This window comes from Stenotrophomonas sp. YJH_SMC_36 (assembly GCF_059369935.1).
Window position 1 is genome coordinate 339,031 of record NZ_JCAFTD010000004.1, and the last position, 25,911, is coordinate 364,941.

The window sequence follows — 25,911 nt, forward strand, 5'->3', positions numbered from 1 at the left end:
CATGCGCCGCACCTGGCTCAATCTGCTCGGCAACCAGGCGGTCTGGCTGTGCGCGGTCGCTGGCGCCGGGCGCGGGCTGCAATGGCCAGCACTGCTGGCCGCCACACTGTTCGTGGCCAGCCAGCTCAGCACCAGTCCCCTGCCCCGGGTCGAGCTCCGCCTGCTGGTCCTGGCCCTGGCCTGTGCGTGGCTGGTCGATGGCGCCGCTGCCGCCGCGGGCGTGGTGCGTTATGCCGCTGCGCCCCTGGGCTGGGTGCCACCGCCCTGGATCCTCGCACTCTGGGCGTCCTTCGCGATGACGATCAACGCATCGATGGCCTTCCTGCAGCGGAACATGGCGCTCCCCGTGTGCTTTGGCCTGCTGCTTGCCCCGCTGGCGTACCTGTCCGCCAGCCGCGGCTTCGACGCCGTGCAGCTTTCGCCCCCGGCCTGGAAAGGCCTGCTGACGCTGGGTATCGGCTGGAGCATCGCCCTGCCGCTGCTGTGTAGCGCTGCGCGTCGCTGGTCGAGGCTGGCCATCCGCCCACCGTTTGCCGGAGCCCGACCATGAACGCCCTGCCCTGGGTTGCCCTGTATGCCCTGCTCATCATGGCCTGGGGATGGGCATGGCAACGCCGCCACCGCAACATCGGCATCGTCGATGTGCTGTGGGCGAAGGGCGTCGGTGCGTCGGCGCTGATACTGGCCCTGCTCGGTGACGGCGCCGCGCTGCCGCGTGTGGCCCTTGCGGTGCTGGGCGGCCTGTGGGGCGGCCGACTCGCGCTGCACCTGTGGAGCCGCGTGCGGCGCGAGGCCGAGGACGGGCGTTACCGATACCTGCGAGATCACTGGCAGAGCCACCAGGGCAAGATCTTCGGCTTCTTCATCGCCCAGGCGCTGCTGATCGTGCTGTTCTCCCTGCCATTCGTGGCCGTCGCCAGCAACGACTCGCCCGCCGCGCCGGGCTGGGTTGCCGCCGCTGCCGTAGTCTGGCTGTTGAGCGTCGGCGGCGAGGCGCTGGCCGACCATCAGCTCGCACGGTTCCGCGCCGACCCGGCCAACAAGGGGCGCACCTGCCGCACCGGCCTCTGGCGGTACTCGCGGCACCCCAACTACTTCTTCGAATGGCTGCACTGGTTCACCTACGTCCTGCTCGCGGCCGGCTCACCATTGGGCTGGCTTGCCTGGACAGGACCGGTGCTGATGTACCTGTTCCTGCGCTATCTCAGCGGCATTCCCTTCACCGAAAAGCAGGCGTTGCGCAGCCGTGGTGAGGACTACCGCGACTACCAGCGCAGCACGCCGATGTTCTTCCCGTGGTTCCCGCGTTCGTCCAAGGAGCACCTGCCATGACTGTCGCCACATCACTCGCAACGCCTGCCGATCCGGAAACCGGGCTGATCGCCTGGGCCGAGCGCGGCCTCATTCCGGATGTGGCCCTGCGCTCCGGTATCCGCCGGCTGTGCGCCCAACGCCTCCAGGAAGAGAGTGCCGGGGGCATCGAGGCGCAGTCCGCGCGCTTCAACCAGTGCCTTGAGCAGTTGGCCGGCAGCCCGGTCGCGCTTCATGTCGATGCCGCCAACCGGCAACACTATGAAGTCCCCGCCGCATTCTTCCAGGCCTGCCTGGGCAAGCGCCTGAAATACAGCAGCTGCTACTACCCGAGCGGTCGCGAGACCCTGGACGAAGCCGAAGTCGCCATGCTCGAGCTCTACGGCGAGCGTGCCAGCCTGGCTGACGGGCAGCACATCCTTGAACTGGGGTGTGGCTGGGGCTCGCTGACCCTGTGGATGGCCGAGCGCTTCCCGGGCGCGCGCATCACGGCGGTGTCCAATTCGCACAGCCAGCGCCAGCACATCCTTGAACAGTGCAGGCTGCGCGGGCTGGGCAATGTCGAGGTGATCACCTGCGATGTGAACCGGCTGGAGCTGCCGGCCGGCCGTTTCGACCGCTGCGTTTCGGTGGAGATGTTCGAGCACGTCCGCAACCATGCGCAGCTGATGTCACGCATCGCGCAGTGGCTGAAGCCCGACGGCGCGCTGTTCGTGCACATCTTCGCCCACCGCACCCTGATGTACCCCTTTGAAACCGAAGGCGGCGATAACTGGATGGGGCGGCACTTCTTCACGGGTGGGCTGATGCCCGCTGCCGACACTCTGCTGCACTTCCAGCAGGACCTGCGCCTGCAGCGGCGCTGGCTGCTGGATGGCACGCATTACCAGCGTACGGCTGACCACTGGCTGGCGAACCAGGATGCCGCGCGTGAACGCATCATGCCGATCCTGGAGGCAACCTATGGCAGGCCGGCGGCAAGGCAATGGTGGAACCGCTGGCGCATGTTCTGGATGGCCTGCGCCGAGTTGTTCGGCTACGACAACGGCCAGCAGTGGCTGGTTGCCCATTACCTGTTCCGGCCACGTTGAGGTCACCATGCGCCCCCTTCCGCTGCTCTCGTTCCTGGCGATCGCCCTGTTCGGCACCGGCTGCAGTTCAAGTGACCTGCGCCCCCTGCCGCGACCGCAGGCGGTCGACGTTCCCCGCTTCATGGGCGACTGGTACGTCATCGCCCATATCCCTTCCTGGCCGGAACGCGAAGCGTTTGACGCCATTGAAAGCTACGCGCCGCGGCCGGACGGCCGCATCCAGACCACCTTCACCTATCGCAAGGGCAGTTTCGACGCACCACAGCGATCGATGCACCCGATCGGCAGGGTCGAGAAGGAAGGCAACGGCGCCATCTGGGGCATGCAGTTCGTATGGCCCATTCAGGCCGAGTACGTCATTGCCTGGATCGATAGCGACTACCAGCAGACCATCGTGGCGCGTAGCAAGCGCGACTACGTGTGGTACATGGCGCGCACCCCGCAGGTCTCTGCGGAGGACTATGCGCAGGCGGTGAAACGCATCGCCGCGATGGGATATGACACCCGCGAGCTGCGGCGCGTTCCGCAGTCACTGCGCTGACGTCCCGCACGGACCGGGCCCCGCTGCGCGGGAGCCCGGCCCTTCAGCCCGCTCAGGCTGCCAGGCGTTCGACCTGGCGACGGGTCAGGTCGTTGAAGCGGCCCAGCGACATCAGGTGCTGGTGGATCAGGGCCAGCCAGCCGCTGCGGTGCCATTCGATCACGGTTTCCTCGGGCAGCGCGACGAACTTCTCGACGTCGACCACCTGGAAGCCGTTGAGGTTGAACTCCTGACCGTTCGGAGCGCGTACGGTCGCATTGCGCTCGACCAGCAGCCCCTTTTCGATGAGCGCCTTGGAGAAGGCCTGGGTCTGTTCGTGCTCGCGGGTGTACTGCCCGCAGAACTCCAGCGCCTGCTGCACCATGTCGGTGGCCTTGCCGTCGGCGAACAGCGCCTGGCCTTCCTCGCCTCCCTTGACCACGCGCGGGCTCGCTTCATCGATGCCGAGCAGGAAATCATTGTCCGCGCCGGTGTCGATGAAGATGAAGGGGTGGCGACGCAGATAGGCCGGAATGTAGGCCTCGTCTTCCCACAGCCCGTCCTTGATGAACAGGTTCTCGTTGGTCACGCCGACGGCAGCCATCGGAACGGCGCCGGGGCCGGCGAACAGGATCGGGAAATGGTGCAGTGCCAGCGAGAACTCGCCGAGCACCAGCGGAATGGCGTTGTTGCCGGCGGCGAAATCAAGCTTGCCCGGCAGGATGCGCAGGTCGGCGTGCACATCAGCCTGCAGCGGCACCGGACGGGTGTAGAACAGGGGGGTGCCGGCCTGCGCCGCTTCGGTGGTGGTGTCGCTGGTGGTCATCGTAGGAACCGTTTCATCATGCGCGCCTGCCATCCCGGGCGCGCCAGCGGGAACAACCTGAATCCCGCATTATCAACAAGCCGGGTGACGACCACCACCCCGGCACTGACTTATTTCAGCTGCAGCGGATAGCGCTGCCACAGGACGTGGACAAGGAAGCCCGCCAGTTCGGTGTCGCGCGCACTGACCGCGGCGCGGATCTTGTCCAGCAGGACCATGTCACTGCAGGAGCGCACATCGGCGTGGTTGGCCTGGCCCGACCTGCGTGCGCGGTAACGCGCGGCGCGCTGCGCATCGCTCATCGCGTACCCGAATTTGGGCGGACGACCGCGCTTGCGCGGCAGGGTCAGCTCCAGGGTTCCGGGGTCTTTGTCATCACGCATGAGTGGGGGCTGACAGCGGCAAGCAACGACGGGTGCGCAATTTATCGTGAGGCATCACTTTAATCCAGCTTTTTCTACACTTTTGTTGCACTGCAATGCGCCCTGCCGCCGCTCGCCGGCAGCAAGAGGGGCCCGCGAACGGGCCCCTTGCACACTTCAGGCAGCGCGTACCGGCTCGTAACCGTGCAGGTGCGCTTCACTGCTGGCGCGCCCCTGGCTGAGCGAGCGCAACGCAGTGGTGTAGCCCACCAGTTGCGCCAACGGTGCAAAGCCGCTCACTTCGGCACGGCCCTCCTGGTCCTCGATGCGCGCGACGCGACCGTGGCGACGGTTGAGGTCGCCGACCACGTCGCCTACCGACGCCGAGGGCGAATGCACCGTTACCGCCATCACCGGCTCCAGCACCTGCGTGCCGGCACTGGCCAGCGCGGCCCTGACGGCCTCACTGCCGGCCCGGTGGAACGCCATGTCCGAGGAATCCTTGGCATGGGTCTGGCCGTCCACCAGGGTCACTTCGATGCCCACGACCGGATGCCCCTGCGGTCCTTCCGACAGCGCCGCACGCACACCCTTCTCCACCGCTGCGATGAAACCACGGGGGATCACGCCTCCCACGATGCGATCGTTGAACACCACCTGGTCATCCTCGCGCGGCGCCACGTCCACCACCACATGGGCGAACTGGCCCTGGCCACCGCTCTGCTTGACGACCCTGCCGACCACGCCGGAGACCGCGCACAACGGCGTTTCCTGGTAGGCAACGCGCGGCGAACCGATGCCGACATCGACCTTCCATTCGCTGCGCAGGCGCTCGACCATCACCTCCAGGTGCAGTTCGCCCATGCCCCATACCAGCGTTTCGCCGCTCTCGCGATCGGTCTCCACGCGGAATGACGGATCCTCCTGGGCGAGGCTGGCCAGCCCCTGCGCCATGCGGATCAGGTCCGCTGCACGCGCAGGTTCCAGGCGCCACGCCAGCACCGGCGCCTGTGCCTGGATGCTCTCCAGGCGCAACGGCTGATCGCGTGCGCTCAGCGTTTCACCGCTGACTGCATCCTTCCAGCCCAGCACCGCGACGATGTCACCGGCCACGGCCTGCTCGATGTCATGGGTCTGGTCTGCCTGCACCCGCACCAGGCGGCTCACGCGCCGACCCTGCGGATGCTGCGAGCTGGCCACAGCGTCGCCTGCCTTCAGCGTTCCCGAATACAGCCTCACGAAGCTCAGCGCACCGTGCTGCTGATGGGTGATCTTGAACAGCAGGCCCGCCAGCGGACCCTCCGGATCCGGCGGCAGCAGCACGTCGCCGGCCTCGCCTTCGGCAGTGACGGCAGGCCGATCCAACGGCGAAGGCAGGTAATCGACCACCGCATCCAGCAGCGCCTCGATGCCTTTGTCCTTGAACGCCGCACCCGCAAGCACCGGCACGCCCGCACCGGCCAGCGTCGCCCGCCGGAGTGCCGCGCGCAGCAGTTCCGCATCGATCACCCGGCCTTCCAGCCACGCATCGGCCAGACCCTCGTCATGGTCGGCCACGGCCTCCACCAGCGCGTCGCGCCGCGGTTGCCACTGGCTGCGTGCAGCGTCATCCCACGGCGTGATGGTCACCACGCCGCCGTCGCGCCACTGCAGCACGCGCTCATCCACCAGATCGACCCAGCCGCTGAAGTCGCTTTCGCTGCCCAGCGGCACACCCAGCGCCCACGGCCGCGCCTGCAGCTTGTCCCGCAGCTGCTCCAGCACGCGCTCGAACGAGGCGCCGACACGATCCATCTTGTTGACGAAGGCGATCAACGGCACCCGGTGCCGGCGCGCCTGGCGCCACACCGTTTCCGACTGCGGCTGCACGCCATCCACGGCAGAGAACACCGCGACGGCACCGTCGAGCACCCGCAGCGAACGCTCGACTTCAATGGCGAAATCGATGTGGCCCGGGGTGTCGATCAGGGTCAGCCGATGCGGCGGCAGATCGCGCGGCGCCCACTGCGCCTGCACGGCTGCTGCGCCGATGGTGATGCCACGCTCGCGCTCGATCGCTGAGAAATCGGTGGTGGCGTTGCCGTCATGGACCTCACCGACGCGGTGGATCTCGCCGCTCTTCCACAGCAGTCGTTCGGTGAGCGTGGTCTTGCCGGCGTCGATGTGGGCAATGATGCCGAGGTTGCGACGACGGGAAAGGATCTGGGTGTTCATGTGATGGGTTCCTGCAAGCCAACTTCGGGGGCCGCGCACCCCGGTTGGCGACAGGGTGCGCGGCTAGCGTTCGGTCTCGGCGATCTGGTGCATGGCACGTTCTCCTTGCGGTGCAGCGGGTGGATGAAAGCGACTGCGGAAACGAAAAGAGCGCCCCGGAGGGCGCTCTGTGGATGGTCCAACGGTGGCCGATTCAGCGGCCCCGTCGAGCTCCAGGCAGACACGCCCGTTCCGCGCTTGCGCGGGTCAGGGTGAAAAACTTCAGGAGCGGCATCCGGTTCATGGGGCGCATTCTAGACCTGCCAATCTGGCGCGCAAGTGCTGATTGCGCGCACCAGTGGAACGATGAGGATTCCTTTCGCCGCCCGGATCAGGTGACCACCACCAGCGGCACGCCCCGCTTCGGATGCTCCAGCACGACCACGTCCTGCTGATAGACCCGCTGCAGCGTGTCCACGGTCAACACCTGCGCGGGTGAGCCGTCGGCGGCCACCCTGCCCTGTTCCAGCAGCACGATGCGGTCGGCATGGCCGGCGGCCAGATTCAGGTCGTGCAGCACCACGATCACGCAGGCCCCGGCCTCGGCACAGGCACGCACGCTGCGCAGGGTACGCTCTTGGTGGCGCAGATCCAGCGCAGCGGTCGGCTCGTCGAGAAGCAGCAGCGGCGTATCCTGCGCCAGCACGCGCGCGAACGTGGTCCGGGCCGACTCGCCACCGGACAACTGCTGCACCTCGCGCAGGCGCAGCGCCTGCAGTTCGGTCGCGTCGATCGCGGCCTCCACCTGCGTGCCATCGCGTACGGGATCGGGCGGGTGTGGCAGGCGCCCCATCGCCACCACCTCCTCCACGCTGAAGGCGAAGCGCACGCCGTGCTCCTGCGGCATCACCGCGCGCTCGCGCGCCAGTGGACCGGCCTTGTAGCCGGCCAGCGGCCTGCCAAGCAGGCTCACCTCACCCGCATCGGCACGCAGATCGCCTGCAGCGACTGCCAGCAGCGTCGATTTGCCAGCGCCGTTGGGCCCCACCAAGGCAGTGACCGTCGCCGGCTCGAACGCCAGGTTGATGCCGTGCAGGATCTCGCGCTGCCCGCGTCGCACCACGACGTCGCGCAGATGAAGCAGGGCCGTCATGGGGCTGCCTTGCGGCGCTGCTGCAGCACCAGCCAGAGGAAGAACGGTGCACCCAGTGCAGCCGAGAACAGACCGAGTGGAATCTCCGCCGGCGGGTCGAGCGTGCGCGCGGCCGTATCGGCCACCACGATCAGCAGCGCCCCCAGCAGGCCGGAAAGGGGCAGCAACCAGCGGTGCCCCGGCCCCACCAGCATGCGCGCCACGTGTGGCACCACCAGGCCGACAAAGCTGATCGAACCGGCAAACGCGACGGCCGCACCCACCAGCAGGGCACTGAACGCCACCAGCCGGCGGCGGGTCCGTGCCACGTCCAGGCCCAGATGCTGGGCCTGGCGTTCCCCCAGCGCCAGCATGTCCAGTGGCGTTGCCAGGCGCTGCAGCGCGAACACGCCGATGGCAAACAACGGCACCACGGCGGCGACATCACTCCAGCTGGCGCGGGCCAGCGAACCCATCTGCCAGAACACCAGCGACTGCAGTTCGCTCTCGCTGGCGATGTAGGTCAGGAAACCGATCAGCGCCGAGCAGAACGCCGCCATGGCGATGCCGACCAGCAACAGCGTGGCATTGCCACTGCCCTTGCCCGGCCGGGCAAGGGCGTAGGTCAGGCCGATCGCCAGCGCACCGCCGGCAAACGCGGCCACCGGCACCAACCAGCCGGCCGCACCTGCAGCACCGAGCACGATGGCGGCGACCGCGCCCAGCGCGGCGCCCTGGCTGACGCCGACAATGCCCGGGTCCGCCAACGGATTGCCGAACAGGCCCTGCAGGCTGGCACCGGCCATCGCCAGCGATGCCCCCACCACCGCGCCCAACAGGGCGCGCGGGATGCGCAGCTGCCAGACCACCGCCAGGTCGCGGCTGCTCACCGCCTGCGGATCGAGCAGCCCCATCTTCACCGCCAGCGCCTGCAGCACCTCCAGCGGTGGCAAGCGCAGTGGCCCGACCGCAAACGAGGCCAGAATGGCGGCCAGCAGTGCCAGCATCGCCACCATCAACATCGTCCGCCCGCGACGACGGCGCCGGTCCGCCGGACTCATGCCTTCGGCAGCGCCGCCAGCGCCCGCGCCAGCGCCAGTGCGCCAGCCCCGGAACCTACGCTGGTGTACTTGAGCTGCACATCCGGCATCACCCAGACCCGGTTGGCCTGCCCGGCCGGTGTCTGCTTCAGCGTCGGGTACGACTTCCACAGGCCCTCGGCACCGCCGAACAGCTGCAGATCGTGCTCGGTCACCAGAATCACCTCCGGTGCCGCGGCGACCACGCCCTCATTGCTCAGCTGCGAGTAGTTCTTCACTCCCGCTTCGGTGCCGATGTTGACGCCGCCGGCCAGCGCGATCAGTTGCGCCGATGCGCTGTCGGCGCCCGCAACCGTCGGTGCGCCACCGGCACCGGTGGCCGACACATGGATCACACGCGGCGAATGGCCCAGGCCCCGGCCGATCGCTGCGGCCTCATCCAGCTGACGCTGCACCTGCGTGGCAAGCGTCTGCCCTGCTTCGGCCAGCCCGAGTGCGGCGGCGACCTTGCGCACCTTGTCCGGCGCCGGCTGCAGATCGTCGATGACCACCGCCGGCTCCCCCACCTCGCGCAGCTTCTTCGCCAGCTCGGTGTGGCGGCGCAGGCTGTTGCCCAGGAACAGCGAACCCCGCAGGCTCAGCACACCCTCCACACCCGTGGTGCGGTTGAACAGGAACTGGTGCGGCGCAGCCCGGCCAGCCTCGGTGGTGGTGTTGGTCGGGGCGGCAAATACCTGCTTGCCCAGCCCCAGCGCCTCGATCACCGCGATGACGTCGTCGCCACCGGCGATGATCCGGCGGGTGTCGGTCACCGCGATATCGACGCCGTCATCGGAATGCACCTTGGCCGGCAGCACGGCCTTCTGGTCATGCACGGCCGGCATCTCGGCACCGGCCACGCGTTTCCAGCCTGCCGGCAACGCGGTGTCCGCGGCGGCCGCCATCGCCGCCGGCGGCGGTTCGGAAGGCTTCTTGGCATCGGAGGGAGCCGACGAGCCGCCACAGGCAGCCAGTGCCAGCGAAACAGCCAACGGAAGTGCGCACAGGCGCAGACGGGGCACGATGTTCATGGACGTTCTCCTTGCTGGCAGGGCGACGCGCGCGCCGCCCTGCCGTCTGACTTACTGCTTCGGGGTGATGCGGGTGATGCGGTCACCCTTCGGGTCTTCAGCGCCGCGCGACTTGTTCACCGCGAACACGTTGCCCTTGCCATCGGCACGGACGTGGTTCGGCAAAGTGCCGCCGTCGAGGTTGGCGACCACCTTGCCCTCGCGGTCGACCACGGTCACGGTGCCAGCGCCACGGTTGCTGACATAGGCCAGGCCGGATGCATCATCGAAGGCGACGTTCAGCGCACCCGCGCCCACCGGTACATCGTGCAGCACCTTGCCGGCTGCGACGTCGACGATCAGCAGGTTGTCGGTGCCCTGCGACGCCACGTACAACCGGTTGCGCGCCGCGTCGAACGCCACGCCCGACGCGCTGATCGAGTTGCCCAGATCGATCACCTTCTCGACCTCACCGCTGGCCACGTCGATCACCGCCGCCTCCGGCGTGCCGATGCTGACGGTGAACAGCTTGCCGCCCTTCTCGTCCAGCACAAGGCTCATCGGCGTGAACTTGCCGTCATCCACGCCCGATTCAAGCGTCACCGCGGGCAGCTCCTTGAACGTCTTCGCATCGAATACCGACAGGTGATCCTCACCGGTGGCCGAGGCAAACACCTTGCCGCGGGTACCATCGATCACCACGTCGCGCGCATGCGGCACCGCATCGACCGGGAACTGGTGCACCAGCGACAGATCCTTCTGGCGATAGACGGCCACGCTGTTCTGACGGGTATTGGTCACCCACACGTTGCCGTTGGCATCATCCACGCCCACGCCGTACACCGCATAGACCGCGCCGTTGGTACTGCCCGGCACCTGCGCCGGCGTGATCGCCTTGCTGACCTTCAGCGACGCCGGGTCGATCTTCAGCAGCTGCGACTGGGTCACCGGCGGCCGGCCGACCGCGGATGTCACGAACAGCGCATTGCTGGCGGCGCTGTAGGCGGACTGGTACAGGCCCGGCACCAGCTTGTTGGACTGGGTGGTGAACTGCGCCTGGCCCGATAGCGGCAGCTGCGGCGAGACGCGCAGCTTCAGCACCGTCGCGGCGGCCGGCTGGCTCGCCCGCACCACGACCGGATGGGTGCCCGGCACGGCATCGGCGGGAATGGCCAGCTGGGTCTTGAAGTTGCCATCGGCATCAACCACCACCGGCTGGGCGTTCAACACGCTGTCGCCGCGCAGCAGGCTGACCTTCTGGCCCGGCACGAAGCCGCGACCGACCACATCGGCGGTGCTGCCCGGCACCACATTGTCGCCGCGCGAGACCACCTGGCCCTTGAACGTGGCGTTGGCCGGTTGATCGAATACCGGCTGCGCGGTGGCCGCGACGGCCAGCAGCAGGCCGGTGGCCAGAGTGGTGAAGCGAAGCGAAGGACGAAGGGAGGAACGGAACGACATGACAGGCTCCTTGCACACGTAGGCCGCGCCACGTGGCGCGGGATTCATCGGTTGCCTGGGCCGCTGCACGCGGGCAGCCTCGCCTGGGTAGTGGGGTCGCACGGCAGGCCGCGCGAAGGGATTCATTCGCTGGACGGCCCATCCGTTGCACTGGCGCCATCGCCTGCACTGCGATCGGTCACCCCGTACAGCTCATGCAGCGCCGCGTGGAAGGACGCCGGCAGCATCGGGCCATGGCCCAGGCCAGGAAACTCGCGGTACTGCACGCTCAGCCCCGGCACCCGGCGCAGCCGCTCGGACAACTGCATCGCCGCGTCAGGCGTGGCGCCGCCGATGCGGCGCAGGTGCGCGACCACCCGCGGGTTGTTCAGGTCACGCTTGCCGCGGTCGCCGACGCGCTCGGCGCCTCCCAGCATCAACCAGACCCTGGCCGGCTGCCCGTGCACGTTCTGCACGAACTGCTGTTCGGGATCGCCCAGCGCCGCGCCCTGCGCCCACCACAGTGACGGACTGGCGGCGAGATAGGCCTGGAACGCGGCCGGCCGGGTGTACAGCGCGTTGAGCACGAACAGGCCACCGAGCGAGTGCCCCCACAGCGCCTGCTGCCCGGTGTCGACGCGCGCGCGACGCTCCACCTCGGGCTTGATGCGGCGCTCGATCACATCAAGAAACGCCGCAGCGCCGCCGCCGACCGCCTGGGTTGCGCCGCTCTCATCGTCGGCGCGGTCGATCCATGCCGTGTAGTCACGGGTCCGCGCCTTCGAGTCGATGCGCAGATCATTGTCATAGCCGATCAACACCAGCACCGGAGGCGCCTTGAGCGCTGCAAGTTCAGCCAACAGCGGCTGGTCGAGCACCATCGCCACCGCATTGCCATCCAGCGCGTACAACACCGGCGAAGGTGCACTGGAGGCGCGGACCGGAATCGCCAGATTCACCCGCCAGCGGCGCTGCGTGTCGGCACTGTCGATCACGAAATGCTCGAAGCGATAGCTGGCGGCCGGCTCATCCAGCACGGTGTGGCCGATCTTCTGCAGCGGATTGCGCTGCTGCGCGTACGCATACGGGGTAGCCAGGAGCAGACCCATCATCAGGACGGCAAGGCCGCGGGCCAGCGGACCACGGTGCGGAGGAAGGACGAAATGCTTCATCGGCGGGCGACGTCAGCGGCCTGGGCCGCTGTTTCACAAGGGACCGCAGTCTACCTTAAACGCGAATGATTATCACAACGATCAAACGTCACACTGTGTATCACGCGCGCGATAACGCGGCGTCATGGGACGCATCATCTCGTTCCCGCCAAGGCGGGAGGGCCGAATCCCAGGACCGGGCGCTGCCCGGCGGGTGCCGCGTCAAGGGCCCGCAGGCACGGGGCCGTACGGGTTTTCCTGCGGCGTGCCGGGCAGCAGAGCGAACACCAGGATCACCAGGCCGCCCATCGGCACCAATGCCAGAAGATAGAGCCAGCCGGACTGGTTGCAGTCATGCAGACGGCGCACGGTGACGGCGATCAGCGGCACGATCGTCGCCAGCCACATCAGGCCCAGCAGCACCATCGTGCCGATCAGGATGGCGCTCAGTGCATCCGGACTGGAGCGCATGAGGATCGCCAGCACGCCGGCCAGCAGCGACACCGCCGTGGCCACCAGAAACAGGAACAGCTGGAACATCCAGTATTCGCGGCGATTGGCCCGACCCTCGAACTGGGCGTAGCGCTTCAACGCCAGAGTCATGTCCTGCATGAACGTCATCCTTGAGAAGTGAACCGGGGATTCTCTCGAATCAGCGTGGACCCGACAATCGGATTGGTTGCGTAACGGCGATCAACGCCGCTTCGCCGCCCGCGCCGCCTCGCGCTCGGCGCGCAACCGGTCGAGCTTTTCCTTCAGCTTGATCTCCAGTCCGCGCGGCACCGGGTTGTAGTACACGCGCTCGCCCATCGCATCGGGGAAGCCGGTCTGATCCAGCGCGATCCCGCCTTCCGCATCGTGGTCATACTGGTACTCGGCACCGTAGCCCAGTTCCTTCATCAGCTTGGTCGGCGCGTTGCGCAGGTGCAGCGGCACCTCTTCGGTACCGCTCTGGCGCACGTCGGCCTTGGCCTGGTTGAACGCCGCGTAGCCTGCATTCGACTTGGCGGTGCTGGCCAGGTACAGCACCAGCTGGGCGAACGCGAGCTCGCCTTCGGGGCTGCCCAGCCGTTCGTAGATGTCCCACGCTTCCAGCGCCATGCTCTGTGCTCGCGGATCGGCCAGGCCGATGTCCTCGATCGCCATGCGGGTCAGCCGGCGCGCCAGGTACGACGGATCACAGCCGCCGTCGAGCATGCGGGTCAGCCAGTACAGCGCCGCATCGGGATTGGAACTGCGCACCGACTTGTGCAACGCCGAGATCTGATCGTAGAACTGCTCGCCGCCCTTGTCGAAACGACGGGTGCGGTCGGCCAGCACCTGGGTGAGCGTCTGCGGGGTGATGTGCCCGCCCTCGCCCCCTGCCAGTTCGGCGGCGATTTCCAGCAGGGTCAACGCGCGGCGCACGTCGCCATCGGCAGCGGTGGCGATCTCCAGCAGCAGCTCGGGCGCAACCTCGATGGACTCCTGGCCCAGGCCGCGCTCGCGATCCCCCAGCGCCCGCTGCAGTGCCTCGACGATGTCGGTGGGCGAGACCGCCTCCAGCACGTGCACGCGGCAGCGTGACAGCAGCGCCGAGTTCAGCTCGAAGGACGGGTTCTCGGTCGTGGCACCCACGAACAGGATGGTGCCGCGCTCGATATGCGGCAGGAACGCGTCCTGCTGCGCCTTGTTGAAGCGATGCACCTCATCGACGAACAGCACGGTACGCCGGCCTTCGGCGAAACGCTGCGCCGCTTCGGCCAGGACCTGACGCACCTCCGGCAGGCCGGACAGCACGGCGGAGATGGCGCGGAACTCGGCATCGGAATACTCGGCCAGCAGCAGCGACAACGTGGTCTTGCCACAGCCCGGCGGGCCCCACAGGATCATCGAATGCACGCGACCGGACTCGACCGCCCGGCGCAGTGCGCTGTCCGGAGCGAGCAGGCGCTTCTGCCCGACCATTTCATCGAGGGTCTGCGGACGCATGCGCTCGGCGAGCGGGCGCAGATGATCCCGATCGACACTCAGCAGATCGGGGCCGGGGAAGGAAGTGGAGCGTTGTCTTGGCACCCGCTCATTGTACCGCGCCCCCCGTCGGTCGCGCCGGGCCATGCCCGGCGGATCGGCGAAATGCGCACATCGGTAGCGCCGGGCCATGCCCGGCGTCACGCATCAGTTGCCGATGACGTCCGTGCCGGCCGGCGGGCTGAAGCGGAAGGTCGAGGCCGCGAACGTCGGGTTGCGCTTCCAGCCGCTGAAATTGATCACGGTGCGCTGGCCGACCGCGTCGGTGATCTCCATCCTCGCCAGCCCCTGGGCGTTGAAGCCCAGCGCGGCGTATTGGAAGCTGGCCTCGGTATCGCGCTTCGGCGACAGCGACAGCCACTGCAGGCCATCCCGTTGTGCCGCCTCCTCGCTGAGGTCGTACTGCTGCTCCAGCAGCGCCGGGTTGATCAGCGCGGTCAAGGGGCTGTTCTGCTCTTCCTTGCCCTGCTCGCGCACGGTGGCCTGCTCCAGGTCCGGCTCGTACATCCAGACCTTCTTGCCGTCGGCCACGATCAGCTGTTCGTGCGGCCGCACGTACTCCCAGCGGAACAGGCGCGGGGCAGAGAGTGCCACGCGGCCACTGGTCGACTCCTTGACCTTGCCGCGGCTGTCGAACACCTGCTGGCTGAACTGGCCATCCAGGCCCTTCAGGCCGCTGGTGAAGTTCTTCAGGTCATCGCGGGCACCCGCCCACGCGCTGCCCGCGGCGGCGCAGGCCATGGCGAGAGTGCTGGCGGCAAGAATACGGCGGAGGCGGACGTTCATGCGGGAATCCTGTGGGCGCGGGCGCAAGGAAAGGTGGATGTCAGTGTGCCCGGGCAAAGATGAATGGGCGATCAGGGCGACATTATGCCGCCCCGCACGTCCACCGGCGATTCAGTTGGCAGGCGCAGGCAGCCTTCCATACAGAACCTGTCCGCGGAAGCCGCGGCGCACTTCGCGATACAGCGCGCGGAACGCGGTGTAGTCCTGGGGCTGGCACAGTGCCTCCGGTCCACGCACGGCATTCTGCTGCAGGCGATGGTGGACGATCACCTCCTGGCCCTGCCGGCTCCAGTCCACCCGGTACTCGCCCGCGGCATTGGCAAAACGCTGGCTGGCCGGAACGGCGATGATCGGCGCGTTGGCCGGGAACTGCAGGCGATAGGTTTCTTCACGCAGGCTCGCGTTGCAGTAGAACGGCGTCTCGTTGGCCGGTGCAGACGCGGTAGCGTACAGCCCGCGCACCGACTCGCCGCCTGGCGGATCCGGCACCGCCATGCCCCCGGCCACGCTGAAGTCCACGTAGTCTTCCGCCTGGAAGGCCATGCGGTAGCCGAACGGCCGGGTCAGATCGACCGGGACGCCCTGCAGCTGCAGCTGGCCGCGGCCATCAAAACCGGACGCCGCCATGATCGACTCCTCGGCGCGCGCCCGATTCTGCGCATTGAGCTGGGCGAACTGTGCGCGCATGCCGATCTCCGCATTCTCGCCCAGCTGCGGAATCGTCTCGCCACGCAGATTGCCGTTGGCATCGAACGTGAAGCGCACCTCCATCGAGGTTGCGTTGCGCTGCGGACCATTGGCCGGCGTGCGTGCCAGGCTCGCGTCGGCCGTGCGCATCACCGGCGCGCCCAGGTCGCCCTCGGGCAACTGGCCGAAGCGCGCCCAGGCGGTGGTCGAATCCAGGTACAGATCGAACTCGGGAATGTAGGTGATGGCGTGGTTGAAGCGCCCCAGCACCGGAATCTTCGGCAGCGTCGGCCCGCCACCGGCGCCGATCAGCACCGGCGAACTGGCAATTCCCTTGGCGGCCAGCAGGGCTTCCAGCAGGGTCACATGGTCCTTGCAGTCCCCATAGTGGTTGTCGAGGATGCTCTGCGCGCTGTTGGGCTCCAGCCCGCCATTGCCCAGGTACACCGCGACGTAGCGGATGTTCTGAGCGACCCAGCGGTACAGCGCATCGGCCTGCGAGCGACGGTCGCCGATGCCTGCGGTGACCTGGTCGGCCAGCGCCTGGATCTCCGCCGTGACCTGCGCGGCGGGACCGGCCTTGAGCTGGTACGCCCGGCCCATCTGCGCCCAGTCACGATAGGTGCTGGCCATGATGTTCGGGCCGAACTCCCAGCCGGCGGCCGACCAGTTCTGCGCCTGCATCGCCTCGCGGCGCTGGTAGCGCCAGCGCCACTGCGCCTGGCCGTTCCTCACCACCGGGCGATCGCTGCCCTGCACGCCGCGGCTGTCGACGAACATCGGCAGGTTGGCCGGTGCGCTCAGCGTCACCTCGGCATCCTCGTATTCGGTGAACACATTGAAGGTCTCCCACAGGCCGAAGTAGCCCGGGAAGTACGGCGTGGCCTGGGTGCGGCGCACCTGGTAGTACAGGCGCGTGCCCGGCGCCAGGTTCGGGAACACGATCACCCGCACCTTGCGGTCGGCGTACATCGCTGCCGAGGCGCTGGAATAGCTTTCCTGGGTGTAGATGCGATCTGCCGGAACGTCACGGCGCTGGCCATCGGCGGTGATGGTGTAGGCGTCGAGCACCTCCAGCGTCTCCATCTTCTCGCTGTAGCTCAGCCGCACCTGGCTGAACTGCTCGACCGAGGCCTTGGTCTTGAGCAGGACCTCGTAGGTCTCGGTCTGCACATTGCCTGCGTCGGGCCGCACCTGGTAGTCGGCGCGATAGCGGACGATGCTGAAGTTGTTGCTGGCTTCGGTATCGCCGCTGGTGGAAGGCTGCGCCGTAGCGGGCGCGGGGGTGGCGGTCTCCGCCAGGGCCGGGCTGGCGGCCATCAGGCCAGCCAGCGCCAGCGCCAGCGCGCGTGGTACGGGATGAAGCATTCGTCGGATCCTTGGACGTCGTGGGGGTACGTCGGGCCTTACTTCGGCGGCGGCGGTGCCAGCACCGTCCGGTCGCCATTGTGCTCGGGCGCACTGACAACGCCGGCCGCTTCCATGGCCTCGATCAGTCGCGCCGCACGGTTGTAGCCAATCTTCAGCCGGCGCTGCACGCCGGAAATCGACGCGCGGCGGGTCTCCGTGACCACCCTCAGCGCCTCGTCATACAGCGGATCCGACTCGTCGCCGCCGGCACTGGTTTCCGGCAGGCCGGTGGCACCCACCACCACGCCGTCCCCCAGGGTCTGAACCTCGTCCAGCACGCCCTCGATGTAATCGGCCGGACCCATCGCCTTGAGATGCTCGACCACGCGATGCACTTCATCGTCGGAGACGAACGCGCCGTGCACACGCTCGGGCATGGCGGTGCCCGGAGGCAGGTACAGCATGTCGCCGTGACCCAGCAGCGTCTCCGCGCCGGACTGGTCGAGAATGGTGCGCGAGTCGATCTTCGAGCTCACCTGGAACGCGATGCGGGTGGGAATGTTGGCCTTGATCAGGCCGGTGATCACATCCACCGACGGACGCTGGGTGGCCAGGATCAGGTGGATGCCGGCTGCACGTGCCTTCTGTGCCAGACGTGCGATCAGTTCTTCGACCTTCTTGCCGACGATCATCATCATGTCGGCGAATTCGTCGATGAAGATGACGATGAACGGCAGCGTCTCCAGCGGGCGCGGCGCCTCGCCCAGCTCCGGGTTCGGCTTGAACAACGGGTCCATCAGCGGCTGGCCGGCGTCCTCGGCGTCCTTCACCTTCTTGTTGAAGCCGGCCAGGTTGCGCACGCCCACCGCGCTCATCAGCTTGTAGCGGCGCTCCATCTCCGCCACGCACCAGCGCAGGCCGTTGGCGGCCTCCTTCATGTCGGTGACCACAGGCGCGAGCAGATGCGGGATGCCCTGGTAGACGCTCAGTTCGAGCATCTTCGGGTCGATCATCAGCATCCGCAGATCTTTCGGCGAGCCCTTGTACAGCAGGCTCAGTACCATCGCATTGACGGCCACGGACTTGCCCGAGCCGGTGGTACCGGCCACCAGCAGGTGTGGCATGCGCGCCAGGTCGGCCACGGTCGGGCGGCCGGCGATGTCCTTGCCCAGCGCCAGGGTCAGCACGCTGGAGGCCTTGTCGTACTCCTTCGAGCGCAGCAGCTCGGACAGGAAGATCATCTCGCGGGTGACGTTGGGAATCTCCAGGCCGATCACCGACTTGCCGGGAATCACATCGACCACGCGCACCGACTTGACCGACAGGCCGCGGGCGATGTCCTTGTCCAGCGAGCTGATCTGGCTGACCTTGATGCCCGGCGCCGGCTCGATCTCGAAGCGGGTGATGACCGGGCCCGGATAGGCGCCGACCACCTGCGCATCGATGCGGAAATCCTTCAGCTTGAACTCGATCTGCCGCGACAGGGTCTCCAGTGTCTCCTCGTCGTAGCCCTTGGGCTGCGGCTTGGGATCATCCAGCAGGGCCAGCGGCGGCAGGTCCGAACCATCGCCGTTGACGCCGCGGAACATCGGTATCTGGTTGTCACGCTTGGCCCGGTCGCTCTTCTCGATCACCGGTTCCGGGCGCGGTTCGATCTTCACCGGCTCGCGCTTGGCGCGCACCTCGGCGTCCGCCTTGCGGACTTCCTGGCGCTCCTCGCGCAGGGCACGGGTCTGCTTCCACTCGGTCGCCTGTTCCTTCTTGCGCTCCAGCAGCGGCGCCAGCGACATCACCCCACGGCCGATCTTCTCCATCACCGTGAACCACGACAGGCCGGTGGCCAGGGTGATCGAGGCCAGCAGCAGCACCAGCACGAACAGGTTCGCGCCCAGCGCTCCGAACCCGACGGTCAGCGAGTTGCCCACCAGCTTGCCAAGGATGCCGCCCGCACTGGACACATCACCATTGAACAGGCGCACATGCAGGAAGCCGGTGCCGGCGATCAGGAAGCCGACCAGACCGACCAGGCGCAGGGCCGGATCGAGGTCGTTCTCGCCCTTGCTTTCCCGCTTGAGGCCGAACATGGCGATCCAGGCCAGTGCGCCGAGCACCACCGGCAGCAGGAACGCGATGTAGCCGAACAACTGCAGCAGCACGTCAGCGATCCAGGCACCGGCGCGGCCGCCCATGTTGTGTACCGGCGCGACCACGCTGCCGGTATGCGACCAGCCGGGGTCCGACGCCGAGTAGGTGAACAGACTTGCCGCCAGGTACAGCAGGGCCGGCGCGATCGCGATCAGGCCCAGGTCGCGCCAGAGGCGCTGGCGGCGGGGGTTGTCGGTCGTCGCCGCCGCCGCGGCCGTGCGACGTGACGCCTTGCTGTCGTCGGACTTGGAGCGTTCGGGGACCTGCTTCGCCACCTTAGACCATACCTTTGGAATGCGCTGTTAGTGATTGATAATAAATGAGACGGCGTCAGTTTTCAGTTATGCGACGCTGCGAGGCGCCCTCCGGGGCCGGAAACCGTCGATGGGCGACGGCGTTCTGTTCATCGGCTTGAATCGCCCTGCCCCAGCCGCCACTCTATGACCTGCCATGGATGCTGCGCAAACATCGCCAGCGCCTTGTCCCACTTACCTTTTCGCGAGTTTACATGAGCACCAGCCTGCCCTCCCGCCACCAACGGCTTGTCATCCTCGGTTCCGGCCCGGCCGGCTGGACCGCTGCGGTCTACGCCGCCCGCGCCAACCTGAAGCCGGTCGTCATCACCGGCCTGCAGCAGGGCGGTCAGCTGATGACCACGACCGAGGTCGACAACTGGCCGGGTGACGCCCATGGCCTGATGGGCCCGGACCTGATGGCGCGCATGCAGGCTCACGCCGAGCGCTTCGAGACCGAGGTCATCTTCGACCACATTCACACCGCCGACCTGTCCCAGCGTCCGTTCCGGCTGATCGGCGACAGTCACGAATACACCTGTGACGCCCTGATCATCGCCACCGGCGCCACCGCCAAGTACCTGGGCATCCCGACCGAAGAGGCCTTCAAGGGCCGCGGCGTGTCCGCCTGCGCCACCTGCGACGGGTTCTTCTACCGTGACCAGGACGTGGTCGTGGTCGGCGGTGGCAACACTGCGGTGGAAGAGGCCCTGTACCTGTCCAACATCGCCCGCAAGGTCTACCTGGTCCACCGCCGCGACACCCTCAAGGCGGAAAAGATCATGCAGGACAAGCTGTTCGCCAAGGTCGCGGCCGGCAAGATCGAAACCGTCTGGCACCACCAGGTCGAGGAAGTGCTGGGCAACGATGCCGGCGTGACCGGTGTGCGCGTGAAGTCCACCCTGGACGGCAGCACCCGCGACATCGACGCGCACGGCTTCTTCGTGGCCATCGGTCATCACCCGAACACCACCCTGTTCGATGGCCAGCTGGCGATGAACAACGGCTACCTGGAAATCCGCTCGGGCCTGGGCGGCAACGCCACCCAGACCTCGGTGGAAGGCGTGTTCGCCGCGGGCGACGTGGCCGACCAGCACTATCGGCAGGCCATCACCTCCGCCGGCTTCGGCTGCATGGCCGCACTGGATGCCGAGCGCTATCTGGATGCACAGGGCAAGGCCGGCTGAAGATTGCTCCACGCCATGACTGATCCTGGGGGCCGGCGCGGAAGCGCCGGCCTTTCTGTTTTCTTCTGACCTATCCTTGGCCCATGCCCTCCCCCCGTTTCCTCGACTCGCTGCAGTCCGTTACCGCCACCGACTGGGACGCGCTGCATGATGGCCGCAATCCCTTCGTCAGCTACGCCTTCCTGGCCGGACTCGAAGCCCACGGTTGCCTGCGCGGGGATTGGGGCTGGCAGGCATGGCATTTCACCCTGTGGGAGGGCGACGTCCTGGTCGCGGCGATTCCCGGCTACCTGAAGACCAACTCCCACGGCGAGTTCGTGTTCGACCACGCCTGGGCCAATGCCTATGCCCGGCATGGCCGCGACTACTACCCGAAATGGCTCGGCGCCGTGCCGTACTCGCCGGTGACCGGGCCGCGGCTGCTGGCCCGGGACGATCCAGCCCGCGCGGGCGTGCTGTCGGCCCTGCGCGGGGCGCTGCCCACGCTGGGCGTGTCCTCGGCGCATATCAACTTCCACACCGCAGCGGATGAAGCGCTGTTCGGCGATGACTGGCTGTTGCGCGAGGATATCCAGTTCCAGTGGCAGAACCCGGGCGACTGGACGACGTTCGATCAGTTCCTTGGCGCCATGGACCACAAGCACCGCAAGAACATCCGCCAGGAGCGCGCCAGGGTCACCCGCCAGGGCATCGGCTTCCGCGTCGTGCACGGCGATGAGGCCAGCCGTGCCGACCTGCAGGCGATGTACCGTTTCTACCTGCAGACCTTCGTCGAGTACGGCAATGCACCGGCGCTCACCGAGCCCTTCCTGCGCCACCTGGCCAGCAGCCTCGGGCGCGGCCTGGTGATGTTCCTGGCCGAACAGGACGGCGAACCGATTGCCGGCGCCCTGTGCCTGCGTGGGGGCGACACGCTGTATGGCCGCTACTGGGGTGGCGCTACCCTGCCTGGCCTGCACTTCGAGGCCTGCTACTACCAGGGCATCGAGTACTGCCTGCGCGAAGGCCTGACCCGCTTCGAGCCCGGCGCACAGGGCGAACACAAGCTGGCGCGCGGCTTCCTGCCGACGCGGGTGCGCAGCCGGCACTGGGTGGCCGATGCGGATTTCGCAGAAGCTCTGCAGGACTGGTGCCGGCAGGAGCGCAGGGACGTGCGGCGCTATGAGCAGACGTTGCAGCAACACAGCCCGTTCCGCACGCAGGACTAGCGCCGCCGCAGAATGGATGCGCCGGCATCGCTACACTCCCGGCATGACCCGTCAATTGCCCTGGCGCCTGGACGATGCGCCGGACGCCCCCTTCCCGCCCGCTGAAACCGCGCTGCGCAGTCCCGACGGCCTGCTGGCCGTAGGCGGCGACCTGCATCCTGCACGCCTGTTGAATGCCTATGCCGGCGGCATCTTCCCGTGGTTCAGCGACGGCGAGCCGATCCTGTGGTGGTCACCGGACCCACGCATGGTGTTCCGCACCTCCGGCGTACACCTGTCCAGCCGCTTCCGCCGCCAGCTGCGCGGCAGCCACTGGGAGGTGACTGCCGACACCGCCTTCAGCCAGGTGATGCGCGCCTGTGCTGCCGCGCCGCGCCCCGGACAGGACGGCACCTGGATCAGCCCGGCAATGGTCGAGGCCTACAGCCGGCTGCACGACCTCGGGTTCGCCCATTCCGTCGAGGTCTGGGACCGGCAGACCCTGGTCGGTGGCATTTATGGCGTGGCCATCGGCACGATGTTCTTCGGCGAAAGCATGTTCAGCGGCGCCAGCGGCGGCTCCAAGATCGCGCTGGCCGCGCTGGCGGCCACCCTGCATGGCTGGGGCTGGGAACTGATCGATGCACAGGTGGAGAATCCGCATCTGCTGCGGATGGGTGCGGTGCACCTGCCACGCGCCGCGTTTCTGGACCACGTGCGGCAGGCCGTGCGCTGCCCGGGGCGTGAAGGCCCGTGGACTCGGCACATGGGCCGCTTGCCGGCCCGCGTCCTGGCGGGGGGTTAACATAAACTTTGCAAGCCGGCCGCGTCCCGCGTAAAATACTGCGCCTTAGGCCCAGCGTGGCCGTTTTCTGAACCGCACAGGACTACATGTCGAAAGACGATTCCATCGAGTTCGAGGGCACCGTCAGCGAGACGCTGCCGAACACCACTTTCCGCGTTCGTCTGGAAAATGGGCACGAGATCATCGCCCACATCTCCGGCCGCATGCGCAAGAACTACATCCGCATCCTCACCGGTGACCGGGTCAAGGTTGAAATGACCCCGTACGACCTGACCAAGGGCCGTATCACCTACCGCATGAAGTAAGCGGTCGGCGCGTCGCGCCACTTCGACAAGGCCAGCCTGGGTTGCTGGCCTTTTGTCATGCCCGCTCTCCGGCCCTGCCGGAGGTCATCGTGACCGATCTCACCATGACGTCAGTCAGCCCTGCTTGCGGCAGATTCGCAGTTGCGACAGCGGCAGCATTCTGGGATCCGATCCACTCCGGATCGCCACCCCTGCCCCGCCATGAACCTCACTTCCCTGCTCGCCCCCTTGGCCTTGTCCGCCATCGCCCTGCTGGCCCCGTCCGCCCATGCGGCCGACACCCCGGCGACGCAGTGCGTGCCGCTGTCCGGCGAACAGCAGATCGTTCGCGCCGGCGCCGACAGGAACATCCTGCTCCGCTCCGGCGAAGCGCACTATGTCGTGCACTTCCGCAACAGCTGCCCTTCCGCCGTGCTGGCCACCCGCCTCGGCTTCACGACCGACGGCAAGGAGGCTGACACGCTGTGCAGCGAGGGCCGAAGCAAGCTGGACACCGGTCGCGGCTCCTGCGAGGTGGCGCGCATCGAGCCGATCGATGCCGAGCGGTTCACGCGTGAAGCGCGCCGTCGCAGCCGCTGACACCTGACAGCACAAGGGCGGCCGAAGCCGCCCTTGCCCTTTCCAGTCCTTCACGCCACAGCCCGTGGCGTCAGCTCACTCCACCGTGGCCGGCAGCAGCCGCTCCGGCTCGGCCTGGGTCTCGACCACCAGTTCGTCGTCGCGGACATCGATGCTGACCTTGCCGCCGTTGACCAGCTTGCCGAACAACAGCTCGTCGGCCAGCGGACGCTTGATCTTGTCCTGGATCACGCGCGCCATCGGACGGGCACCCATCAGCGGGTCGAAGCCATGGTGGGCCAGCCAGTCGCGCGCGGTCGGCGTGGCCGACAGGCTGACGTGCTTCTCCTGCAGCAGCATCTCCAGCTCGATCAGGAACTTGTCCACCACACGCAGGATGTGCTCGAAGCCCAGTGCCTGGAACTGCACCACCGCATCGAGACGGTTGCGGAATTCCGGGGTGAAGCTGCGGCGGATGGTCTCCATCGCGTCGGTGGCGTGGTCCTGCTTGGTGAAGCCGATCGAACGCCGCGAGGCCTGGGCCGCGCCGGCATTGGTGGTCATCACCAGCACCACGTTCTTGAAGTTCGCTTCACGTCCGTTGGTGTCGGTCAGCACGCCCCGGTCCATGACCTGCAGCAGGATGTTGAAGATGTCCGGGTGCGCCTTCTCGATTTCGTCCAGCAGCAGCACGCAATGCGGCGTCTTGACGATCTTCTCGGTCAGCAGGCCGCCCTGGTCGAAGCCGACGTATCCCGGGGGCGCACCGATCAGGCGGCTGATCGAATGCGGCTCCATGTACTCGGACATGTCGAAGCGGACCAGCTCGATGCCCAGCTGCAGGGCCAACTGCTTGGTCACCTCGGTCTTGCCGACACCGGTCGGGCCGGCAAACAGGAAGTTGCCGATCGGCTTCTCCGGATTGCCCAGGCCCGAGCGCGCCAGCTTGATCGCCGACGACAGGGTCTCGATGGCCGGGTCCTGGCCGAAGATCACCATCTTCAGGTTGCGCTCCAGGTGCTGCAGCACATCCTTGTCGGTGGCGCTGACCTGCTTGGTCGGGATGCGCGCCATCTTGGCAATGATGGCCTCCACCTCCTCCACGTCGATCAGTTCCTTGCGCTGGTCCTCCGGCAGCAGCCGCTGGCGCGCACCTGCCTCGTCGATCACGTCGATGGCCTTGTCCGGCAGCAGGCGGTCACCGATATGCTTGACCGACAGGTCCACCGCGGCCTGCAGCGCCTCGTCGGAGTACGTCACGCCGTGGTGGGCTTCGTACTTGCCCTTCAGGCCCTGCAGGATCTCGTAGGTCTCACCCACGGTCGGCTCGACGATGTCGATCTTCTGGAAGCGGCGCGCCAGGGCACGATCCTTCTCGAAGATGCCGCGGTACTCCTGGAACGTGGTCGAGCCGATGCAGCGCAGCTCGCCCGACGCCAGCGCCGGCTTGATCAGGTTGGACGCATCCATGGTGCCGCCCGACGCCGAACCCGCACCGATGATGGTGTGGATCTCGTCGATGAACAGCACGGCATTGGGCACCTTCTTCAGGGCCGTCAGCACGCTCTTCAGGCGCTTCTCGAAGTCGCCACGGTACTTGGTGCCGGCCACCAGTGCGCCCAGGTCGAGCGAATAGATGACGGCATCGGCCAGCACCTCCGGCACCGAGCCCTCGACGATGCGCCGGGCCAGGCCTTCGGCGATCGCGGTCTTGCCGACGCCGGCCTCGCCCACGTAGAGCGGGTTGTTCTTGCGACGGCGGCACAGGACCTGGATGGTCCGCTCGATCTCGTCGGCACGCCCGACCAGCGGGTCGATGCGTCCGGCCCGGGCCTGCTCGTTGAGGTTGCTGGCGAACTCGGTCAGGGCATCCCCCTTCGGCTCGCCCTCCCCGCCCTCGGCCCGGCTCTCGCCTTCGGAGGAAGGCTGTTCGCCCTCCTCGCCCAGCTTGGCGATGCCATGGGACAGGTAATTGACCACGTCCAGGCGGGTCACGTCCTGCTGGTTGAGGTAGTAGACGGCATGGGAGTCCTTCTCGCCGAAGATGGCGACCAGCACATTGGCGCCGGTGACCTCCTTCTTGCCCGAGGACTGCACGTGGTACACGGCCCGCTGCAGCACGCGCTGGAAGCCCAGCGTCGGCTGGGTGTCGCGGCCATCGTCTTCCGCCAGGCGGGACACGGAGGCCTCGATGGCCTGCTCCAGCTCCTGGCGCAGGCGGTCGGCATCGGCACCACAGGCCTTCAGTACGGCCTGGGCGGACGGGTTGTCGAGCAGTGCCAGCAGCAGGTGTTCGACCGTCATGAACTCATGCCGGGCCTCACGGGCGCGCTTGTAGCACTGGCCGATGGTGTGTTCGAGGTCTTTGCTGAACATGGATTACTCCGGCGGCAGATGGGGACAATATGCGGCCTGACTACGCGATTTCCATCACCCTAGCGGATTGCTGCGTTCAGATGGCGTTAGCAGTGCGGATTGCTTGA

At 67.4% G+C, this 25,911-nt stretch carries 23 protein-coding genes; 9 read left to right on the forward strand and 14 right to left on the reverse strand.

Annotated features, from left to right (window positions below; translation table 11 throughout):
- The first annotated feature begins 1 nt into the window (after position 1).
- The 4 genes from AC5P76_RS10100 to AC5P76_RS10115 are packed head-to-tail and all read left to right on the forward strand — an operon-like array spanning position 2 to position 2,943.
- Complete coding sequence (locus tag AC5P76_RS10100; protein ID WP_253118453.1) at positions 2-550, forward strand: DUF2878 domain-containing protein; 549 nt, start codon at positions 2-4, stop codon at positions 548-550.
- A complete protein-coding gene (locus AC5P76_RS10105) occupies positions 547-1,332 on the forward strand; it encodes a DUF1295 domain-containing protein (RefSeq protein ID WP_253118452.1) in 786 nt (261 codons plus the stop codon). The genes AC5P76_RS10100 and AC5P76_RS10105 overlap by 4 nt, the downstream gene beginning before the upstream one ends.
- Positions 1,329-2,402: an SAM-dependent methyltransferase gene (locus AC5P76_RS10110; RefSeq protein ID WP_065175693.1), complete on the forward strand. Its 1,074-nt coding sequence runs from the start codon at positions 1,329-1,331 to the stop codon at positions 2,400-2,402. Before AC5P76_RS10105 ends, AC5P76_RS10110 begins: the two co-directional genes overlap by 4 nt.
- A gap of 7 nt (positions 2,403-2,409) precedes the next feature.
- Positions 2,410-2,943 (forward strand): lipocalin family protein, encoded by a 534-nt coding sequence (locus tag AC5P76_RS10115; protein ID WP_065175694.1) that lies wholly within the window; start codon positions 2,410-2,412, stop codon positions 2,941-2,943.
- Between the two features lie 52 nt (positions 2,944-2,995).
- Here AC5P76_RS10115 and AC5P76_RS10120 read toward each other — a convergent pair whose 3' ends face one another.
- The 13 genes from AC5P76_RS10120 to AC5P76_RS10180 all read right to left on the reverse strand — a co-directional run bounded on the left by AC5P76_RS10120 (position 2,996) and on the right by AC5P76_RS10180 (position 19,368).
- Entirely contained in the window at positions 2,996-3,748 is a 753-nt protein-coding gene (locus AC5P76_RS10120) for a SapC family protein (RefSeq protein WP_111186989.1), read from the reverse strand.
- A gap of 110 nt (positions 3,749-3,858) precedes the next feature.
- Positions 3,859-4,131: a hypothetical protein gene (locus AC5P76_RS10125; RefSeq protein ID WP_019659661.1), complete on the reverse strand. Its 273-nt coding sequence runs from the start codon at positions 4,129-4,131 to the stop codon at positions 3,859-3,861.
- Between the two features lie 156 nt (positions 4,132-4,287).
- Positions 4,288-6,324 carry an elongation factor G gene (gene fusA, locus AC5P76_RS10130; protein ID WP_253118451.1) on the reverse strand — a complete coding sequence of 679 codons (2,037 nt, stop codon included), beginning with the start codon at positions 6,322-6,324 and terminating at the stop codon, positions 4,288-4,290.
- A gap of 370 nt (positions 6,325-6,694) precedes the next feature.
- Positions 6,695-7,456, reverse strand: coding sequence for a heme ABC transporter ATP-binding protein (locus AC5P76_RS10135; protein ID WP_111186991.1), 762 nt, complete (start codon positions 7,454-7,456; stop codon positions 6,695-6,697).
- Complete coding sequence (locus tag AC5P76_RS10140) at positions 7,453-8,496, reverse strand: FecCD family ABC transporter permease (RefSeq protein WP_053518563.1); 1,044 nt, start codon at positions 8,494-8,496, stop codon at positions 7,453-7,455. Before AC5P76_RS10140 ends, AC5P76_RS10135 begins: the two co-directional genes overlap by 4 nt.
- Positions 8,493-9,545 carry a heme/hemin ABC transporter substrate-binding protein gene (locus AC5P76_RS10145; protein ID WP_253118450.1) on the reverse strand — a complete coding sequence of 351 codons (1,053 nt, stop codon included), beginning with the start codon at positions 9,543-9,545 and terminating at the stop codon, positions 8,493-8,495. The genes AC5P76_RS10140 and AC5P76_RS10145 overlap by 4 nt, the downstream gene beginning before the upstream one ends.
- Positions 9,546-9,596: 51 nt before the next feature.
- Positions 9,597-10,985, reverse strand: a complete 1,389-nt coding sequence (locus AC5P76_RS10150; RefSeq protein WP_128988579.1) for a YncE family protein — start codon at positions 10,983-10,985, stop codon at positions 9,597-9,599.
- 122 nt (positions 10,986-11,107) lie between these two features.
- Positions 11,108-12,136 carry an alpha/beta hydrolase gene (locus tag AC5P76_RS10155; protein ID WP_065182201.1) on the reverse strand — a complete coding sequence of 343 codons (1,029 nt, stop codon included), beginning with the start codon at positions 12,134-12,136 and terminating at the stop codon, positions 11,108-11,110.
- Positions 12,137-12,337: 201 nt separating this feature from the next.
- Complete coding sequence (locus AC5P76_RS10160) at positions 12,338-12,727, reverse strand: DUF805 domain-containing protein (protein ID WP_065182200.1); 390 nt, start codon at positions 12,725-12,727, stop codon at positions 12,338-12,340.
- An 81-nt stretch (positions 12,728-12,808) separates the two neighbouring features.
- Positions 12,809-14,086 carry a replication-associated recombination protein A gene (locus tag AC5P76_RS10165; RefSeq protein WP_227255445.1) on the reverse strand — a complete coding sequence of 426 codons (1,278 nt, stop codon included), beginning with the start codon at positions 14,084-14,086 and terminating at the stop codon, positions 12,809-12,811.
- A gap of 186 nt (positions 14,087-14,272) precedes the next feature.
- A complete protein-coding gene (lolA, locus tag AC5P76_RS10170) occupies positions 14,273-14,911 on the reverse strand; it encodes an outer membrane lipoprotein periplasmic chaperone LolA (protein ID WP_065182198.1) in 639 nt (212 codons plus the stop codon).
- 111 nt (positions 14,912-15,022) lie between these two features.
- Positions 15,023-16,966: a DUF3857 domain-containing protein gene (locus AC5P76_RS10175; protein ID WP_253118449.1), complete on the reverse strand. Its 1,944-nt coding sequence runs from the start codon at positions 16,964-16,966 to the stop codon at positions 15,023-15,025.
- Positions 16,967-17,004: 38 nt separating this feature from the next.
- Entirely contained in the window at positions 17,005-19,368 is a 2,364-nt protein-coding gene (locus AC5P76_RS10180) for a DNA translocase FtsK (RefSeq protein ID WP_053517949.1), read from the reverse strand.
- Positions 19,369-19,601: 233 nt separating this feature from the next.
- Here AC5P76_RS10180 and trxB point away from each other — a divergent pair, with 233 nt between their 5' ends.
- From trxB to AC5P76_RS10205, 5 genes are all read left to right on the forward strand, one after another.
- Positions 19,602-20,573: a thioredoxin-disulfide reductase gene (gene trxB / locus AC5P76_RS10185; RefSeq protein WP_053517948.1), complete on the forward strand. Its 972-nt coding sequence runs from the start codon at positions 19,602-19,604 to the stop codon at positions 20,571-20,573.
- 83 nt (positions 20,574-20,656) lie between these two features.
- Complete coding sequence (locus tag AC5P76_RS10190) at positions 20,657-21,781, forward strand: GNAT family N-acetyltransferase (RefSeq protein ID WP_111186996.1); 1,125 nt, start codon at positions 20,657-20,659, stop codon at positions 21,779-21,781.
- Between the two features lie 43 nt (positions 21,782-21,824).
- Positions 21,825-22,565: a leucyl/phenylalanyl-tRNA--protein transferase gene (gene aat / locus AC5P76_RS10195; protein WP_197572555.1), complete on the forward strand. Its 741-nt coding sequence runs from the start codon at positions 21,825-21,827 to the stop codon at positions 22,563-22,565.
- 86 nt (positions 22,566-22,651) lie between these two features.
- A complete protein-coding gene (gene infA / locus AC5P76_RS10200) occupies positions 22,652-22,870 on the forward strand; it encodes a translation initiation factor IF-1 (RefSeq protein ID WP_005409596.1) in 219 nt (72 codons plus the stop codon).
- Positions 22,871-23,071: 201 nt separating this feature from the next.
- Positions 23,072-23,449 carry a hypothetical protein gene (locus tag AC5P76_RS10205; protein ID WP_253118448.1) on the forward strand — a complete coding sequence of 126 codons (378 nt, stop codon included), beginning with the start codon at positions 23,072-23,074 and terminating at the stop codon, positions 23,447-23,449.
- Between the two features lie 75 nt (positions 23,450-23,524).
- Here the strand turns inward: AC5P76_RS10205 and clpA are convergent, their stop codons facing one another.
- Positions 23,525-25,804, reverse strand: coding sequence for an ATP-dependent Clp protease ATP-binding subunit ClpA (clpA, locus tag AC5P76_RS10210; RefSeq protein ID WP_065182194.1), 2,280 nt, complete (start codon positions 25,802-25,804; stop codon positions 23,525-23,527).
- Between the last annotated feature and the right edge of the window lie 107 nt (positions 25,805-25,911).

Bases quoted from the DNA above. Each gene is read 5' to 3' on its own strand.
- AC5P76_RS10100 (WP_253118453.1), top strand. From the start codon at position 2: ATGCGCCGCACCTGGCTCAATCTGCTCGGCAACCAGGCGGTCTGGCTG.
- AC5P76_RS10105 (WP_253118452.1), top strand. From the start codon at position 547: ATGAACGCCCTGCCCTGGGTTGCCCTGTATGCCCTGCTCATCATGGCC.
- AC5P76_RS10110 (WP_065175693.1), top strand. From the start codon at position 1,329: ATGACTGTCGCCACATCACTCGCAACGCCTGCCGATCCGGAAACCGGG.
- AC5P76_RS10115 (WP_065175694.1), top strand. From the start codon at position 2,410: ATGCGCCCCCTTCCGCTGCTCTCGTTCCTGGCGATCGCCCTGTTCGGC.
- AC5P76_RS10120 (WP_111186989.1), bottom strand. From the start codon at position 3,748: ATGACCACCAGCGACACCACCACCGAAGCGGCGCAGGCCGGCACCCCC.
- AC5P76_RS10125 (WP_019659661.1), bottom strand. From the start codon at position 4,131: ATGCGTGATGACAAAGACCCCGGAACCCTGGAGCTGACCCTGCCGCGC.
- fusA (WP_253118451.1), bottom strand. From the start codon at position 6,324: ATGAACACCCAGATCCTTTCCCGTCGTCGCAACCTCGGCATCATTGCC.
- AC5P76_RS10135 (WP_111186991.1), bottom strand. From the start codon at position 7,456: ATGACGGCCCTGCTTCATCTGCGCGACGTCGTGGTGCGACGCGGGCAG.
- AC5P76_RS10140 (WP_053518563.1), bottom strand. From the start codon at position 8,496: ATGAGTCCGGCGGACCGGCGCCGTCGTCGCGGGCGGACGATGTTGATG.
- AC5P76_RS10145 (WP_253118450.1), bottom strand. From the start codon at position 9,545: ATGAACATCGTGCCCCGTCTGCGCCTGTGCGCACTTCCGTTGGCTGTT.
- AC5P76_RS10150 (WP_128988579.1), bottom strand. From the start codon at position 10,985: ATGTCGTTCCGTTCCTCCCTTCGTCCTTCGCTTCGCTTCACCACTCTG.
- AC5P76_RS10155 (WP_065182201.1), bottom strand. From the start codon at position 12,136: ATGAAGCATTTCGTCCTTCCTCCGCACCGTGGTCCGCTGGCCCGCGGC.
- AC5P76_RS10160 (WP_065182200.1), bottom strand. From the start codon at position 12,727: ATGCAGGACATGACTCTGGCGTTGAAGCGCTACGCCCAGTTCGAGGGT.
- AC5P76_RS10165 (WP_227255445.1), bottom strand. From the start codon at position 14,086: ATGCGTCCGCAGACCCTCGATGAAATGGTCGGGCAGAAGCGCCTGCTC.
- lolA (WP_065182198.1), bottom strand. From the start codon at position 14,911: ATGAACGTCCGCCTCCGCCGTATTCTTGCCGCCAGCACTCTCGCCATG.
- AC5P76_RS10175 (WP_253118449.1), bottom strand. From the start codon at position 16,966: ATGCTTCATCCCGTACCACGCGCGCTGGCGCTGGCGCTGGCTGGCCTG.
- trxB (WP_053517948.1), top strand. From the start codon at position 19,602: ATGAGCACCAGCCTGCCCTCCCGCCACCAACGGCTTGTCATCCTCGGT.
- AC5P76_RS10190 (WP_111186996.1), top strand. From the start codon at position 20,657: ATGCCCTCCCCCCGTTTCCTCGACTCGCTGCAGTCCGTTACCGCCACC.
- aat (WP_197572555.1), top strand. From the start codon at position 21,825: ATGACCCGTCAATTGCCCTGGCGCCTGGACGATGCGCCGGACGCCCCC.
- infA (WP_005409596.1), top strand. From the start codon at position 22,652: ATGTCGAAAGACGATTCCATCGAGTTCGAGGGCACCGTCAGCGAGACG.
- AC5P76_RS10205 (WP_253118448.1), top strand. From the start codon at position 23,072: ATGAACCTCACTTCCCTGCTCGCCCCCTTGGCCTTGTCCGCCATCGCC.
- clpA (WP_065182194.1), bottom strand. From the start codon at position 25,804: ATGTTCAGCAAAGACCTCGAACACACCATCGGCCAGTGCTACAAGCGC.